11 protein-coding genes and 1 tRNA gene are annotated in these 14500 nt (G+C 67.6%); 4 read left to right on the top strand and 8 right to left on the bottom strand.

The window, feature by feature from the left end; translation table 11 throughout:
* Positions 1 to 2 precede the first annotated feature (2 nt).
* On the top strand, positions 3 to 776 hold the full coding sequence (locus CAL26_RS06475; protein ID WP_094846133.1) for a TetR/AcrR family transcriptional regulator: 774 nt from the start codon (positions 3 to 5) through the stop codon (positions 774 to 776).
* Positions 777 to 807: 31 nt separating this feature from the next.
* Here CAL26_RS06475 and CAL26_RS06470 read toward each other — a convergent pair whose 3' ends face one another.
* Positions 808 to 1248 (bottom strand): hypothetical protein, encoded by a 441-nt coding sequence (locus tag CAL26_RS06470; protein ID WP_094846132.1) that lies wholly within the window; start codon positions 1246 to 1248, stop codon positions 808 to 810.
* Positions 1249 to 1383: 135 nt separating this feature from the next.
* Between CAL26_RS06470 and glgX the strand changes: the two genes are divergently transcribed.
* Positions 1384 to 3573: a glycogen debranching protein GlgX gene (gene glgX, locus CAL26_RS06465; protein WP_094846131.1), complete on the top strand. Its 2190-nt coding sequence runs from the start codon at positions 1384 to 1386 to the stop codon at positions 3571 to 3573.
* Positions 3574 to 3654: 81 nt separating this feature from the next.
* Here the strand turns inward: glgX and CAL26_RS06460 are convergent, their stop codons facing one another.
* From CAL26_RS06460 to CAL26_RS06445, 4 genes are all read right to left on the bottom strand, one after another.
* Positions 3655 to 3837 (bottom strand): CsbD family protein, encoded by a 183-nt coding sequence (locus CAL26_RS06460; protein WP_086063815.1) that lies wholly within the window; start codon positions 3835 to 3837, stop codon positions 3655 to 3657.
* Positions 3838 to 3884: 47 nt separating this feature from the next.
* Complete coding sequence (gene pdeM, locus CAL26_RS06455) at positions 3885 to 4604, bottom strand: ligase-associated DNA damage response endonuclease PdeM (RefSeq protein ID WP_094846130.1); 720 nt, start codon at positions 4602 to 4604, stop codon at positions 3885 to 3887.
* Positions 4573 to 7191 (bottom strand): ligase-associated DNA damage response DEXH box helicase, encoded by a 2619-nt coding sequence (locus CAL26_RS06450; RefSeq protein ID WP_094846129.1) that lies wholly within the window; start codon positions 7189 to 7191, stop codon positions 4573 to 4575. Before CAL26_RS06450 ends, pdeM begins: the two co-directional genes overlap by 32 nt.
* Positions 7192 to 7324: 133 nt before the next feature.
* Positions 7325 to 7401 (bottom strand) — tRNA-Arg (locus CAL26_RS06445).
* A 342-nt stretch (positions 7402 to 7743) separates the two neighbouring features.
* Between CAL26_RS06445 and CAL26_RS06440 the strand changes: the two genes are divergently transcribed.
* Positions 7744 to 9039, top strand: a complete 1296-nt coding sequence (locus CAL26_RS06440) for a phospholipase A (protein WP_094846128.1) — start codon at positions 7744 to 7746, stop codon at positions 9037 to 9039.
* A 53-nt stretch (positions 9040 to 9092) separates the two neighbouring features.
* Here the strand turns inward: CAL26_RS06440 and CAL26_RS06435 are convergent, their stop codons facing one another.
* Both CAL26_RS06435 and CAL26_RS06430 read right to left on the bottom strand, forming a co-directional pair.
* Positions 9093 to 10949: a DUF3857 domain-containing transglutaminase family protein gene (locus CAL26_RS06435; RefSeq protein WP_179283281.1), complete on the bottom strand. Its 1857-nt coding sequence runs from the start codon at positions 10947 to 10949 to the stop codon at positions 9093 to 9095.
* A gap of 115 nt (positions 10950 to 11064) precedes the next feature.
* Positions 11065 to 12549 carry an MDR family MFS transporter gene (locus tag CAL26_RS06430; RefSeq protein WP_094846126.1) on the bottom strand — a complete coding sequence of 495 codons (1485 nt, stop codon included), beginning with the start codon at positions 12547 to 12549 and terminating at the stop codon, positions 11065 to 11067.
* A gap of 404 nt (positions 12550 to 12953) precedes the next feature.
* Here CAL26_RS06430 and CAL26_RS06420 point away from each other — a divergent pair, with 404 nt between their 5' ends.
* The gene (locus tag CAL26_RS06420) at positions 12954 to 13586 is read left to right on the top strand and encodes a hypothetical protein (protein ID WP_094846124.1); all 633 of its coding nucleotides are present in this window, start codon (positions 12954 to 12956) and stop codon (positions 13584 to 13586) included.
* Here the strand turns inward: CAL26_RS06420 and CAL26_RS06415 are convergent.
* A complete protein-coding gene (locus tag CAL26_RS06415; protein ID WP_094846123.1) occupies positions 13549 to 14445 on the bottom strand; it encodes a dihydrodipicolinate synthase family protein in 897 nt (298 codons plus the stop codon). The genes CAL26_RS06420 and CAL26_RS06415 overlap by 38 nt on opposite strands.
* Positions 14446 to 14500 lie beyond the last annotated feature (55 nt).

Raw genomic sequence — 14500 nt, 5'->3', positions numbered from 1 at the left:
GCATGGTTGCCGCGACCAAATCCACACGCGTGGCGCGATCCGCCACGCCAGCCAAGACCGCGACTCCCCGCGCCGGCAAGACCGCGCCGGCGGAGAAGAAACCGCGCCTGCGCGCGGCCGAACGCCAGCAGCAGATCCTGCACGGCGCCATCCGCTATTTTTCCGAGAAAGGCTTTGCCGGGCACACGCGCGAGCTCTCCCAGCGCCTGGGCATCACGCAGCCGCTGCTGTACCGGTATTTCAAATCCAAGCAGGACCTGATCGACCAGGTCTACCTGCACGTCTTCATGGGACGCTGGCAGCCGCAATGGGTCGCGCTGCTGCGCGATCGGACGATGCCGCTGCAGGACAGACTGGTGCGTTTCTACCGAGAATACGCGCGGGCGACCTACCAGCCCGAATGGATACGCATCTATATGTTCGCCGGCCTGGAAAGCAGCGGGCTGAACCGCCGCTACCTGCAGTTGATCAAGAAGGACCTGCTCGCGCCCTGCTGCCAGGAACTGCGCCATCACTGCGGCGTCGCGGATGACGGGCCGGTGACGGAACAGGAGATCGAGTTCTACTGGACGCTGCACGATGGCCTGTTCTATACCGCCATCCGCGAAACCATCTACCAGTCGCCCATGGAAGTGTCGTTCGACGACAAGGTGCGCTACGCGGTGGAAAACTTCCTGGCGGGGGCAAAGACTGTCTACCCCAGGCTGGTGCGCGAAGCGCGCCAGGAAGAGGCCGACGCCAGAAGTCCGCGGGCCAGGCGGCCCGCGCCTGCCTGACGCCCCCGCCCGCGCCGGCCAGCGGCGCGGCTCAACGGCCGGTTGTCTCCGTCCCGCCGGGCCCGCGCAGTTCGTCCGTGCCGTCGGCCAGGGTGACGAAGACCGGCGCGGCCGACATGGAATGGCTGGACGCCTCGGCCGCGCTGTCGGGCAATTGCCGGAACAGGCCGTCCACGTACAGGAACGTCAGCTGGCCGGCCAGATGCTTGAGCGCGCTACCCAGGTCCGGCAGGTCGCGGCCGACGACGGCGCCCTGGTCCAGCCGGTAGCTGTAACGGCCCTGTTCTTCCAGCAGGTCGCCGACCTCGATCACTTTCCCGGCGGCGTTCTGGATGTAGATGCGGCCCGCCGTGGCCGACAGGGCGAACTGGTGCGCCGCCGGCGCGCCGTCGTCCACCTGCTTGGCATCCATCGGGGATTCGACGCCCAGCTCCATCGCCAGGCCTTGCACGGTGTCTTTCAGGGTGTTCATCGCAGCCTCCATTTGCCGTCATGATGCCGACACGACCGCCGGCAATCCGCATTCCCGCGCCGGGCATGTCGCTTGCTTCCTTATCGCGCCGTTTGCTCTTCCATACGCGGCCATCAATTCCCCCGGAGCGTTACCATGACCCACCAGCCACGTATCACCGAAGGCTCGCCATTCCCCCTGGGCGCCACCTGGGACGGCGAAGGCGTGAATTTCGCCCTGTTTTCAGCGCACGCCACCCGGGTCGAAGTCTGCCTGTTCGACCCCACGGGCCAGAAAGAAATCGAACGTATCGAACTCCCCGAATTCACCGACGAGGTCTGGCATGTGCACGTGCGGGGCCTGGAGCCCGGCGCGGTCTACGGCTATCGCGTGTACGGCCCTTACGACCCCGAAAACGGCCATCGCTTCAATCACAACAAGCTGTTGCTCGATCCGTACGCCAAGGCGTATGTGGGCGAACTCAAGTGGGACCCGGCCGTCTTCGGCTACACCATCGGCAGCGAAGAAGGCGACCTGGGCTTCGACGAAAGGGACAGCGCGCCGTTCATGCCCAAATGCCAGGTGGTGGACCAGCGCTTCAGCTGGGAGCATCCGAGCAAGGTCCGCGTGCCGTGGGAAGAAACGATTTTCTACGAGACCCATGTGCGGGGCTACACCAAGCTGCATCCCGCCGTGCCCGAATCGATGCGCGGGACCTTCGAGGGACTGGGCCAGAAGGCGGTGATCGACCACATCAAGTCGCTGGGCGTCACGTCGGTGGAACTGCTGCCCATCCATGCCTTCGTCAACGACAGCCACCTGCTGGACAAGGGCCTGACGAACTACTGGGGCTACAACACCATCGGCTTTTTCGCGCCCGACCCGCGCTACTTCGCGCGCGGCCCCAGCGACATCACCGAACTGAAACAGATGATAGACCGCTTCCACGAAGCGAACCTGGAAGTCATCCTGGACGTGGTCTACAACCATACGGCCGAGGGCAGCGAGCTGGGCGCCACCCTGTCCTTCCGCGGCATCGACAACGCCTCATACTACCGGCTGCTGCCCGACCAGAAGCGCTACTACATCAACGACACCGGCACGGGCAACACCTTGAACCTGTCGCACCCGCGCGTGCTGCAGATGGTGATGGACAGCCTGCGCTACTGGGTCACCGAGATGAACGTCGACGGATTCCGCTTCGACCTGGCGACCATCCTGGCACGCGAGCCAGGCGGCTTCGACTATGAAAGCGGTTTCCTGAAGGCTTGCCGCCAGGACCCCATCCTGTCCAGCGTCAAGCTGATCGCCGAACCCTGGGATTGCGGGCCGGGCGGCTACCAGGTCGGCAACTTCCCGCCGGGCTGGGCGGAGTGGAACGATCGTTTCCGCGATTGCGTGCGCGCCTACTGGAAGGGCGACGAAGGCATGGTGGCGGACCTGGCTTCCTGCCTGACCGCATCCGGCGACAAGTTCAACCACAACGGGCGGCGTCCGTGGGCCAGCGTGAACTTCATCACCGCCCACGACGGCTTCACCCTGCACGACCTGGTTTCCTACAACGACAAGCACAACGACGCCAACGGGGAAGACAACCGCGACGGCCATTCGGACAACCGTTCCTGGAACTGCGGCGCGGAAGGCCCGACGGACGATCCGGACATCCGTACGCTGCGCGAACGGCAGAAGCGCAACATGCTGGCGACGCTGCTGTTTTCCCAGGGCACGCCCATGGTCGTGGCGGGCGATGAATTCGGCCGCACCCAGAATGGCAACAACAATGCCTATTGCCAGGACAACGAGATCAGCTGGGTCAACTGGAATATCGACGAGGAAGGCCAGGCGCTGATGGAGTTCACGCGCAAGCTGACCACGCTGCGGCACACCCTGCCGGTGTTGCGGCGCGGCCGTTTCCTGACGGGCGATTACCACGAAGAGCTGGACGTATCCGACGTGCGTTGGATCAGCCCCGCCGGCGTGGATATCGCCGACGACCAATGGTCGGATCCCGGCATGCGGTGCTTCGGCCTGATCATCGACGGCCGCGCGCGCGCTACCGGGATCCGCCGCCCCGCCTCCGACGCCACCTTGATGCTGGTGCTCAACGCACACCACGATGTCGTCGATTTCACCGTGCCGGAAATCCCGGGCAGCGACCAGTGGACCTGCATGATCGATACCAACGCGCCCGTGCGGACCGAGCTGCCCAGCTTCGGATCGGGCGATGTCTACCAGGTCACGGGCCGCTCGCTGCTCCTGTTCACCCTGCAAACCAAGGGGCAGACGGGGCGCGTTCTGGAAACGTTGGAAGAGAAGCTGGTCGACGAGGAGCCGGCCAAGTCCTGAGCCCGAGCACTGAGCTCCAGTCCTGAGCTCACGCAAAAAGGGCGGCTGCGAGGCCGCGGCGCGTGCCCTTAGGGCGTGCCCTTAGGGCTGATCGTTCTTCTTGATGTCTTCGCGCACGTCGCCGGCCGCCTTCTGGGCCTTGCCCAGGCCTTGCTGGACGTCGCCCTTCAGTTCCTGGCTCTTGTTGCCGGTCGCCTTGCCGACCGTCTCGTTGACCTTGCCCTTCACTTGTTCGGCAACACCCTTCACTTGGTCCTTGTTCATCGCTCTGCTCCTTACAAAGAACGCCGGAATTGGCGCATGTTTACAGTTCAGCAAGGGGCATGCCCAGCAGCAGGAGCGGGGGGCGCACGGGGGGCGTCCAGCCCCAACGGCAGAGCATGTCCTTCCACGCAGGCGACCAGCGCCTGCCCTTGCCCGGCGTCCAGGGCGTGGCCGCCGGTAAATTCGGAAAACGCCGGCAATACCGTCACGCCCTCACGTAGCCAGAACGCCGGCCACGCGCGCGGTACGCCCGGCACGCGCGCCTTGGGATGCACGTGTCCGGCGATCACGTGGCGACCGCGGGCATCGCGGTCGGGCAGATGCCGGAACAGGAAAGGGCCATCGGCATGGGCGTCGCCCAGCTGGCGTATATCCAGTTCGGCGCCGCCCAGGGCCCGGTCGTGGTTGCCGATGACCGCCGCGATGTCCACGCCCGCATGAGCCTGGCGAAATCGCGCCCAGGCGTCACGCCAGGCGGCGTGCGAGGCCGGTCCGTGCAGCACGTCGCCGACGATCCACAATTCGCGCGCATCCACGCGTGCGAGCAGCCGCGTGAGCCGCAGCAGATCGTCGCCCGTGGCGCCGCTTGGCACGGCGATGCCGGCCTGGCGGAACACATTCCCCTTGCCCAGGTGCAGATCCGCGATGATGAGGCGCCGCCGCGCGGGCCAATGCAGGGCCCGCGCGCCCATCAGGACGACCGCTTCGCCCGCCAGCGTCAGGGCATGGCCGTCGTCAGGCGATGCTTGCCCGGGTGACGCGTTCATAGCGCTTCTCCAGTTGCGCGGCCGCGCGCTTGACGCGCGCCTGCCAGGTTTCGGTACTGAGCTGGCCGCGCAGGCTCTCCATCCACAAGGGGAAGGACAGCGGACTGAACGCGCCCGTATTCCGCAGCACCAGGGTGCGATTCTCGCAATCGCGCAGGGCGGCCTGCAGCCGGGGGGCTTCCAGCTGGATGTCGAAGACCTCGCGCTCGGCCTGCGCCAGCAGCAGATGGTCCGGATCGTAGCGCCGCAGCACGTCGTAGAGCAGCCCGCTGGACGCCTGGACCTGGCGCAGCGAACGCAGCTCCCTGCCAGGGAACGACGGCGTCAGCAGGCCGGCGACGCGGGCGATTTCGCGGAACTGCCGGCGCGCCAGCTCGCCCAGGTTCACGCCTTCGCTCAGGTCGGCTTCCATGCCTTCGACACGCAGCAGGCGCCGCAACAGGGCCTCGTCCAGTTCCGCCGGTTCGGCCAGCGTCAGCATCAGGCCGTAGTCGTTGACCGTGTAGGAGAAGGTGTTCGCGTGCAGCCGGCCCCATCGCAGCGCCATCATCGCCGCCAGGCCTTCGTGCACGAAGCGGCCGGCGAAGGGATAGAGAAAAAGATGCATGCCGCGCCGCGTGCCCACCTGCTCGGCCACCAGGCGGCCAGGCCCGGGCAGCGCGCCGATATGGCGCAGGATGCGCAGCAAGGGTTCGGCGGCGCGCATTTCCGGCGCGGCGGGTTCGGCCTTGTTTTCGGCCTTGTTCTCGGCCTCTTCTTCGTCCAGTTCTTCGGTCTTTTCTTCGCTCTCCTCTCCGGCCTGTCCATACAAGGCTTCCACCTCGTGCGCGAGCTGCGTGGACAGCGGCATGCGCCCACCCAGCCACGTCGCCACGGGGCCATCGCCGCCCTTGGCCCGCCGCACGTACGCGGTCATGCCTTCCAGCCGGGCGAGCTGCAGCGTGCGGCCGGCGAACTGGAAGCGGTCGCCGGGACGCAGCCGCGCCAGGAAGCCTTCTTCCACCGAGCCCAGGCTGCCGCCACGCAGATACTTGACGGCGACGGCGCCGTCGGCCGTGATGGTGCCGATGGACAGCCGATGGCGCAGCGCGATGCGGCGATCGTGTACGCGGTAGGCGCCATCCTCGTCGATGTCGACACGGCGAAACTCCGGATAACTGCCCAGGGCCCGGCCGCCCTGCACGATGAAATCCAGCACGGCCTGCCAGGTGGCGGCATCCAGGTCGGCATAGGCATGCGTGGCGCGGACTTCACGATACAGGTCCTCGGCCTCGAAGCCACCGCCCAGGGCCAGCGTCACGGCATGTTGCGCCAGCACGTCCAGGCTGCCGCGCGGCGGCGGACGCGACTCGATTTCGCCGCGTTCGATCGCCTGGCGGGCGGCGGCATACTCGATCAGGTCCAGCGTCTGCGCGGGCACGCAGACCACCTGGCCGGATTCGCCCGGCCGGTGCCGGGCCCGGCCGGCGCGCTGCATCAGCCTTGCGACGCCCTTGGGACTGCCGATCTGCAGGACCTGGTCCACCGCCGGGAAATCCACGCCCAGGTCCAGGCTTGAGGTCGCCACCACGCAGCGGATGCGGCCTTCGCGCAGGCCCTGCTCGGTGCCGGCCCGCAGGCGCGCGTCCAGCGAACCGTGATGCAGGGCCAGCGTGGACGGATCTTCCGGCCAGATGGACTCCAATGCCCGGTGCCACAGTTCGGCCTGCGCGCGCGTGTTGGTGAACAGCAGGCTGGCGCGCACGTCGAACAGGCGCTTGAACACCCGCGGCAACTGCGACAGACCGAGATAACCGGCCCAGGGCAAGGCGCCATCGCGCGGCGGCAACAGCGTGGAAATGCGAATGCGGCGCGGGCGCGCGCCCGCCACCAGCGCGCTGGGCGGCGCATGCGGCAACAGCACGGCGCGCGCTTCGTCCAGGTTGCCCAGGGTGGCGGACAGGCCCCAGATGCGCACGCCCGGCGACAGGCGGCGCAGGCGCGCCACGCACAGCTGCAGCAGCACCCCGCGCTTGTTTCCCAGCAATTCATGCCATTCGTCCACCACGATGCAGCGCAAGCTCCGGAAACGCGGGGCGGTGTCCGCGTACGACAGCAACAGGGCCAGCGACTCGGGCGTGATGATCAGGACGTCCGCCTTGCCCTGCCGCGCCAGGCGCTTATCGCGCGCGCTGGCGTCGCCGGTGCGCAGCGCCACGGTCCACGGCAGCTGCACGGCCTGGGTGATTTCGGTCAGGGCCCGCGCCGTGTCGGCGGCCAGCGCGCGAAGTGGCGTGACCCACAACACCTTGGGGCCGTCGCCGGAGGCCGGCCGCGTTTCAGGCCTGTTGGCGGGCGCCTCGGCGGCCGCATCGGTAGGCGTATCGGTAGGCGTATCGGTAGGCGTATCGGCCAGCGCTTCCAGCAAGGGGCCGCCGAAGGCAGCCAGGGTCTTCCCACTGCCCGTGGGCGTGTGCAGCAGGCCCGACTCGCCGTCCAGGTAGCGATGCCAGGTCTCGCGCTGGAAGGGCGCCGACTTCCATCCGCGTTCGGCGAACCAGTGCTCCAGGCGAGCTTCCGTCCGGCGCGCAGCCGCGTGTCGTTCCATGCCTGGCGTCTCCCTCATCGTGATGCCACGCCGGCACAGGGCGGGCCGGTACTCGCGGACGGCCTACCGGCATGAAAGCCGGCCGGTCGGCCGCGTAGGGCAAATGGCATACCTGCTGAGGAGATGGGCCGATTGGCCCGCCCTACACGACTCGAACGTGTGACCGCTCGCTTAGAAGGCGAGTGCTCTATCCAACTGAGCTAAGGGCGGAGAAGAATCTGGCGAGGGAGAAAGTCGCCAGGTCCGGGTGCCGGTTCGCGGCGCCGCGATTTTACCCTGTATGACCGGATGTCCCGGCGGCAGCAACGTGGAACAGGACCGACCCGTGTGGCGCGAAAGACCCAGTGTGTAATCCATTCCCCGCCGGCGGTAACCAGTCGTACGGGTCTCCCACGGGATCAGGCATCGTGGAAGCATGCTGAACGCCAGCCATTGCGTCGCAGCAAGCCCTCCCGCAGCTGGCCTGCTCCACAATGACATTACAGGTTGTTTCAATAGACCCCAAGTGCGGTGCTAGAGTGCAACGACTGCAATTCCCTGGCCATCGTTACCATGCCTCGTACCGTCCACTCCTTCCTTACGCGGCACCCGGGCGTCATCGGCGCCCTGCTTGCATCGACCGTCACCGGCGCGGCACACGCGGGTATCAGCTACAAGCTGGATCGCGCGTCGGCCGCCCCCGGCGGCACCGTGCACATCCAGGCCGTGTACTTCAATGACAGCGAAGCCGGCGGCCGCTGGCAGCCGCCGCGCAGCCTGGTCCTGCAGTGGCGCTCGCCGTCCGGCGCCGTGGTGCGCAGCCTGGCGCAGGCCGACAGCGACGACCTGGACATCAATGTGCCGGTCAACAATTTCGCCCGCATGTCGTGGACGGCGGTGGTGCCGACCACCGCCACCGGCCTGCAGGCGGTTTCCATCGAAGGCGAGCCGGCCCTGATGGCGCTGGACGCCAGCGGCATCGGCGCCATCGCCGGCAAGCCGGCCGACGTGCCGGTGGTGGATGCGCGCACCGGCAAGCCCCTGCCCCCGGCGGAGGTCGAAGCCACCGGCGTGTCGCCGACCGCCGGCCCCGCGCCGACCCAGGTCGCCGTCGCCACGGACGCCGGCGCCACCGGCAATCCCGCCTTCGATCGCCTGCGCGCCGGCCTGTCGGAATACGAGCCCACCTATTTCGATCTGCGCACCCGCGACCGCACCACCGCCAAGTTCCAGTTCAGCTTCAAGTACCGGCTGTTCACGCCCGATCGCGGCGAGCAGCCCGGCTTCCTGGATCATCTGTACCTGGCCTACACGCAGACCTCGGTATGGGACCTGCAGGGCGACTCGCGGCCCTTCATCGACACAACCTTCAATCCGAGCCTGTTCTGGCTGTCGGACAAGGTGTGGCAATCCAGGAGCAACGACTGGAGCCTGGGCCTGGCCAGCGGCGTCGAGCATGCCTCGAACGGCAAGGCCGGCGACGACTCGCGTTCGGTCAACGACGCCTTCGTGCAACCCGCCCTGAACTACCGCTTCGAAGGCGGCAGCACCTTGACCTTCGCGCCCCGCATCAAGGGCTACTTCGCCCTGGGCGACGAAAACCGCGACTACACGGACTACACCGGCTGGGTCGATTACCACCTGCGCTGGGCGCAGGACAACGGCCTGGTGGCGTCGGTCATGTATCGCCAGGGCGACAGCGCGCGGCGGACCACCCAGCTGGACCTGGCGTGGCCCTTGAAGCGGACCTTCCTGAACATGAACGGCTACCTGCACCTGCAGTACTTCAACGGCTATGGCGACACGCTGCTGGCCTACAACCAACGGCAGCGTTCGCAGATCGGCATCGGCCTGTCGCTGGTTCCCTGATGGCGTGACGTGCCGGCATGCGCGCCGGCGTCACCGGCCGGCGCTCGCCAGCGTCAAGGCGCCGGCCGGTAGGCCAGCACCGAACGCAGCGCGTCGACGTAGGCATACAGCAGCGTTTCCACCGCGGGATACGCGTCGGCCGCATAGATGTCGGCGTCGATGCGCAGGCGTCGGGTCACCGTGATTCCGTCCCCTTCCCGCACGTGGCGCGCGGTCATCCGACCGGCGGGCGTGGCCACGTCGATGTCGTCCGGCAGATGCTCCACCACCGCGCCGGCCGGCAGGCGTATCCGGTAGATCCACGTGTAGTCGCGCGCGCCCACCATCAAGGGGAACCGGCGCCGACCGTCGCGCGCGAGATAGGCGCGCATGTTGCCATGGGGCGTCAGGTCGATGCCCAGCGGCACCGTCATATAGGTGGCCGGCGCAGCGCGCACGACGCCATGGGGACTGCGCCAGCGTCCCGATAGCGTGAGCGGCCGAGACAGGTCGCGCGGGTCGCTGGCATGCAGCGTGCCGAATCCGCCTTCAGGGGTGGGCGCCAGCAGCCGATCGCCCAGCGTTTCCGGCGATCCGCCGGTGGCGACGGCGCCGCGCAGCAACGACTCAAGCCGGGGCGATGCGGTCGTGGCATTGGTGCCGGACACGGTGCCGTCGGCCGCGATCGACACGTCCGCTTCCATCCGGAATTGATTCTGCGCTGGCGTCGATGCCGGCGTGCGCCGCACCTCGCCCTGCTGGCTGGCGATGACGACCAGTTTGTCGGAAAGCAGGTTATCCAACGCACCGAGCGCGGCGTAGGGATCGGTGGTATTGCCGTAGACGTCGAAGTCCGGCAGATACACCAGGGCATGATTGAACGACGCGCTGGACCACAGGGGCAGCGGCTGCATGCGGTTGTCCCAGTTCACCAGCGCGGCTTCGGCGCGTATCCCGATGGCCGACAACAAGGCCTGCATCAGCACCACGTGATCCTTGCAATCGCCATAGCCGTTGCGCAGCACCGTGGCGGCGTCGTGCGGCACGAGGTCGTCGGCCGGATCCAGGTAGACCGCCACGTAGCGGATATGCGACGCCACCCAATCGTGCATCGCGCGGGCGGCGTCCAGGCCTTGCGCGGCGCCCGCCAGCTGGCGGGCCAGCGCGGCGATCTTGGGCGTGACGGCGGCCTTGCCGGCGCTGCGGCTGGCATAGATGGCGCCGATCTCTTCATACCCGGACAGCGTCGACGCGACGAAGGCCGGGCCGACGTCGGCGGGCGAGACCATGAACGGTTCGGGCTGCGGCGTCGCCCCGACACTCGCCGAGGCGGTGATCACCCGCGTATCGCCATCCCGGGTTTCCGTGGCGGTGAAGCCGCCGCGCTGCCGATAGGCCAGCGGCAGGCTGGCGGGCGCCTCGATACGGACATCCACCGCCGAGTGCGACTCCAGCCCCAGCAGCACGTTGGTATCGAAGCCGAAGATGCGCGGCGCCTTGATGGTATGGCGCCACTTGCTGTGGACCACGCTGCCGGTCTGCATCTGCGGAAACACGACCGTGGTGGTCTGCGTCGCGACGAAACCGGGCGCGTTGCGCGCGGCGGCGCTGGGCCGCGTGTAGATGCTGGCCTGCGGCACGTCGATACGCGTGCCGTCGGGGTGCTCGATCCAGGCCTCCAGCACTTCCAGGCTTTCGTCGGTGGGGTCGAAGTCGAAAAACGCGGTGCCGCCCTCCGCCGCCATGGCGGCATTGGCGAGCCGGGTTTCGACGGTGCGGATTTCGGTGTAGCGCTTGTCGGCCTGCACCGTATATTCGTAGCGCGCGTAGTGGCGCTGGCCGGGCGCGATCTGCGCGAGGACGGCGGCTGGCAGGGTCCAGGCAAGCAGGGCAAAAGCCAGCAAGGCTGGCCGATGTCGCGACGGTCGCAAATCGATCTCCCCAGGGTGGTACCGCCAGGCAGGCCCGCAACGGCGGATGGCGCACGATTGTCCCATGGGAAACGTCCGGTTGGACGCCGGACGCCGGCCGCCGTACGCCGGCCGCTCAGTCGCCGATGGGCGTGTGCGCGGCCAGCCCGCTGCGCAGTTCCAGGTCGGGCATGCGGCGCACCACCAGCAGGGACAGCAGCGCGATCCCCGCGCCGAAGGCGAAGATATCGCGGAAGGTCGATGCCACGCCATCCATCAAAACCAGCTTGGCCGAAGCCGGCAGCTGCGACAGCACATCGCTGCCATGGCGCAGCGCGCCCAGGTCGATCTGCTGATGGATGCCGGCGGCCGCCAGCGAACCCGCGAAGCCCAGGCCCAACAGCGTGCCGGCCAGCGCGCTGCCGAAGGCGCTGCCCATGGAGCGCAGCACCAGCACCGAGCCGGTGCCCGCGCCGATATCGCGCGGATCCAGCGCATTCTGCACGACCATGATGGTCGCGACCATGCAGGAACCCAGGCCGACGCCGGTCAGCAAGGTGGCCGCCAGCACCGCGGCCAGCGGGGTCGCGGGCCCCATGAAAGCCAGCAGCGCGAGCCCGATGGCCCCGCCCATGAAGCCGGCCGACAGGATGCCCCGCATGCGCCCGGTGCGGCGCGCCAGATTGCTGCTGATGATGTTGCCCAGCACGTTGGACAGCAGGAAGGGGGTGACGAACAAGCCCGATTCCGACGCGCTGGTGCCGCGCACCAGCTGGAAATACAGGGGCAGCGCGAAAATGCACATGAAGATCGCCAGCGCGCCCAGGGACGACGCGGCCACGCCGCAGGCGAAGGTGCGGTTGCGGAACATGCGCGGCGGCAGCAGCGGATCGGCGGCGCGGCGTTCCTGCCAGACCAGCGCGGCCAGCGTCGCCACGCTCAACGCGAGCAGCCCCAGGATCTCCGGCGACAGCCAGCCATAGCTGGCGCCGCCCCAGCTCAAGGCCAGCAGGCATGACACGATGGTCGAAGCCAGCAGCAGCGATCCCAGGATGTCCAGGCGGATCTTGCCGCCGCGCGGCTTGAGCATGCGCAGGCCGCGATTGCACGAATACATGGCGAACAGGCCCAGGGGCAGGTTCAGCCAGAACAGCCAGCGCCAGGACAGGTGCTCGGATACGTAGCCGCCCACCAGCGGACCGGCGATCGACGCCACGCCCCAGACCGCCGCCAGATAGCCCTGGTAGCGGCCGCGCTGGCGTGGGGCCACCACGTCGGCGATGGCGGCCTGCGCCAGGGACATCAGCCCACCGCCCCCCAGGCCCTGCAAGGCGCGGAACAGGATCAGCTGGTCCAGGGTCTGGGCCATCGCGCACATGGCCGAGGTGACGACGAACAGTCCGATGGAAACCGTCAACAGCTGGCGGCGCCCGTAGATGTCGGACAGCTTGCCGTAGATCGGCGTGGTGACGGTGGCGGCGATCAGATAGGCGGCGACGATCCAGGAAAGATGGTCGAAGCCGTTCAGATCCGCGGCGATGGCCGGCACGGCCGGGATGACGACGGTCTGGTCCAAGGCCGCCAGCAGGATGCAAAGCACGATGCCGCCGATCACGCGCATGATCTCGCGGTGGGTCAGGCTGGACGGTTGGGAATTGGAAGTCGAGCGTGAAGCGAACGTGCCGGTAGGCGTGGACATGATGCTGCGAGGCGGACGGAAAGACGGCCGCCGAAGCGGCGGCGTCAAAATGGGGACGGCGTTTAAGTCTTATATAAGTTATAGATATTAATACATATGACTTGATTCCTTCGCGAACCTGCCCTGCCCTCCCAGGCGAGCCGCCTGTGAAGCGCCCGCCTGTCGGGCCACCTCCCTCGCCAAGTCACAGCGGGTCCGGCCACGGCGGGAGCGTCGATTGGTCCGACAACTTCCCAAGCCGCGGAACCCGCCCTGCCGCTTGCCTACCTACCCCCCTCGCGCCGCGCCTGGCACGGCAACGCAGATGGTCCCAAGGAAGGCAAGCCATGCAGCTCCCCTCTTACACACCCGCCGCGGGTAGCAGCGGTGTCCAGCAAGCCGCAGAAAGCGGCCACGTCGAAGTCGTCCGCACCATCACCGACGCGCTGGCCTGGGACGAAGCCATCGTCGGCTATTACAGCCATCTGGCCACTACCCTGCCGCAGTATGCGGAGCCGCATGCGCCGGTGGTGGCCGGCAGTCCCGGCCACCACGCGATCCGCGAGCAACTCATCGCGCTGGCGACGAAAGCGGCCTCCCTGCTTCGCGACGCCGGCAAGGGCGCCTGCAAGGGCGCCTGCAAGGACGCCTGTGACGACGCGGACAGCGCGGGCCGGCTGCGTCTGGGGCTCATGCAGCGGCTGGCCCGCGACACGCTGGAAGACCACGAACGCGACTACTTCTACAGCAGGACCTTCAAGGAGACCTTCGAAGAAAAAGTCGCGCGCGCCGACCTGGCGCGCCCGGAGGACGGCGGGAAGGCGCGGCGGGAGCTGCACGTCATCTGCTACCTGCTGGGCGACCCGTCGTCCTTCGTGCTGTACACGGCGGCCACCGGCGTGCTGCAGGACTTTTCCGGCTGCGCGCCTTACCTCGCCCGCGTCATGCCGTCTTCAGCGCGGCCAGTGTTTCCTGGATGATGGCCAGCGTGCTTTCGCGCTCCGCGCCGGTCAAGGGCAGGCGCGGTTCGCGCACCGTTTCCGCATAGCCCGCCGTGACGCTTTCCGCCAGCTTGATGTACTGCACCAGCTTGACGTGCGTATCCAGGTGGAACAGCTTGATCAGCTTGCGATACAGCACGCGGGCGTTTTCGTAATCGCCCTTGACCGCCAGATCCAGCAGCTGCACGGATTCCTTGGGCAGCGCGTTGGCCATGCCCGACACCCAACCCTTGACGCCCAGGGCCACGCTTTCCAGCACCAGGTCGTCGACGCCGCAGAACACCGTGTAGCGGTCGCCCAGGCGGGCGTAGATATCGGTGACGCGCGTGGTGTCGTAGGTCTCTTCCTTGATGCATGCCAGCGTGGGCTCGTCGGCCAGCTGCTCCAGCAGCTGGGGCGTCATATCGACCCCATAGCCGCGCGGATTGTTGTAGACCATGATGGGCAGCCCGCTGCTGCGTGCGACGCCGCGGTAGAACGCCATGGTCTCGGCGGCATCCGACTTGTAGGTCAAGGCCGGAAACACCATCAGGCCATCGACGCCGATGCGCTCGGCTTCCTTGGCATAGCGGCCGGCGGACGCCGTGGTGGTTTCCGCCAGGCCGGAGACAATGGGCACGCGGCCCTTGATGGTTTCCTTGGCGATGCGCAGCACCGTCAGCTTTTCCTCGGGCGCCAGCGACGCGTTTTCGCCGACCATGCCCATCATCACCACGCCGCCCACGCCGCTGTCCAGCAGACGTTCCAGGCCCGCCGCGATGGCGTCGTGGTCCAGGGATTGATCCGCCTTCATCTTGGTGGTGACGGCGGGAAAGACGCCAGCCCAATTGACTTTCATGATTACCATCCGATAGAAGAAATGGAAGACGCTCGCGGCGGGGCATCCGCCGCGG

It is taken from the genome of Bordetella genomosp. 9 (genome assembly GCF_002261425.1).
Lineage (GTDB): Bacteria > Pseudomonadota > Gammaproteobacteria > Burkholderiales > Burkholderiaceae_B > Bordetella_C.
The sequence above is the reverse complement of the archived record's forward strand: the minus strand, read 5'-3'. Positions and strand labels throughout refer to the sequence as shown.

Excerpts from the sequence above, each read along its gene's own strand:
- CAL26_RS06475 (WP_094846133.1), top strand. The coding sequence starts at position 3 with ATGGTTGCCGCGACCAAATCCACACGCGTGGCGCGATCCGCCACGCCA.
- CAL26_RS06470 (WP_094846132.1), bottom strand. The coding sequence starts at position 1,248 with ATGAACACCCTGAAAGACACCGTGCAAGGCCTGGCGATGGAGCTGGGC.
- glgX (WP_094846131.1), top strand. The coding sequence starts at position 1,384 with ATGACCCACCAGCCACGTATCACCGAAGGCTCGCCATTCCCCCTGGGC.
- CAL26_RS06460 (WP_086063815.1), bottom strand. The coding sequence starts at position 3,837 with ATGAACAAGGACCAAGTGAAGGGTGTTGCCGAACAAGTGAAGGGCAAG.
- pdeM (WP_094846130.1), bottom strand. The coding sequence starts at position 4,604 with ATGAACGCGTCACCCGGGCAAGCATCGCCTGACGACGGCCATGCCCTG.
- CAL26_RS06450 (WP_094846129.1), bottom strand. The coding sequence starts at position 7,191 with ATGGAACGACACGCGGCTGCGCGCCGGACGGAAGCTCGCCTGGAGCAC.
- CAL26_RS06440 (WP_094846128.1), top strand. The coding sequence starts at position 7,744 with ATGCCTCGTACCGTCCACTCCTTCCTTACGCGGCACCCGGGCGTCATC.
- CAL26_RS06430 (WP_094846126.1), bottom strand. The coding sequence starts at position 12,549 with ATGCGCGTGATCGGCGGCATCGTGCTTTGCATCCTGCTGGCGGCCTTG.
- CAL26_RS06420 (WP_094846124.1), top strand. The coding sequence starts at position 12,954 with ATGCAGCTCCCCTCTTACACACCCGCCGCGGGTAGCAGCGGTGTCCAG.
- CAL26_RS06415 (WP_094846123.1), bottom strand. The coding sequence starts at position 14,445 with ATGAAAGTCAATTGGGCTGGCGTCTTTCCCGCCGTCACCACCAAGATG.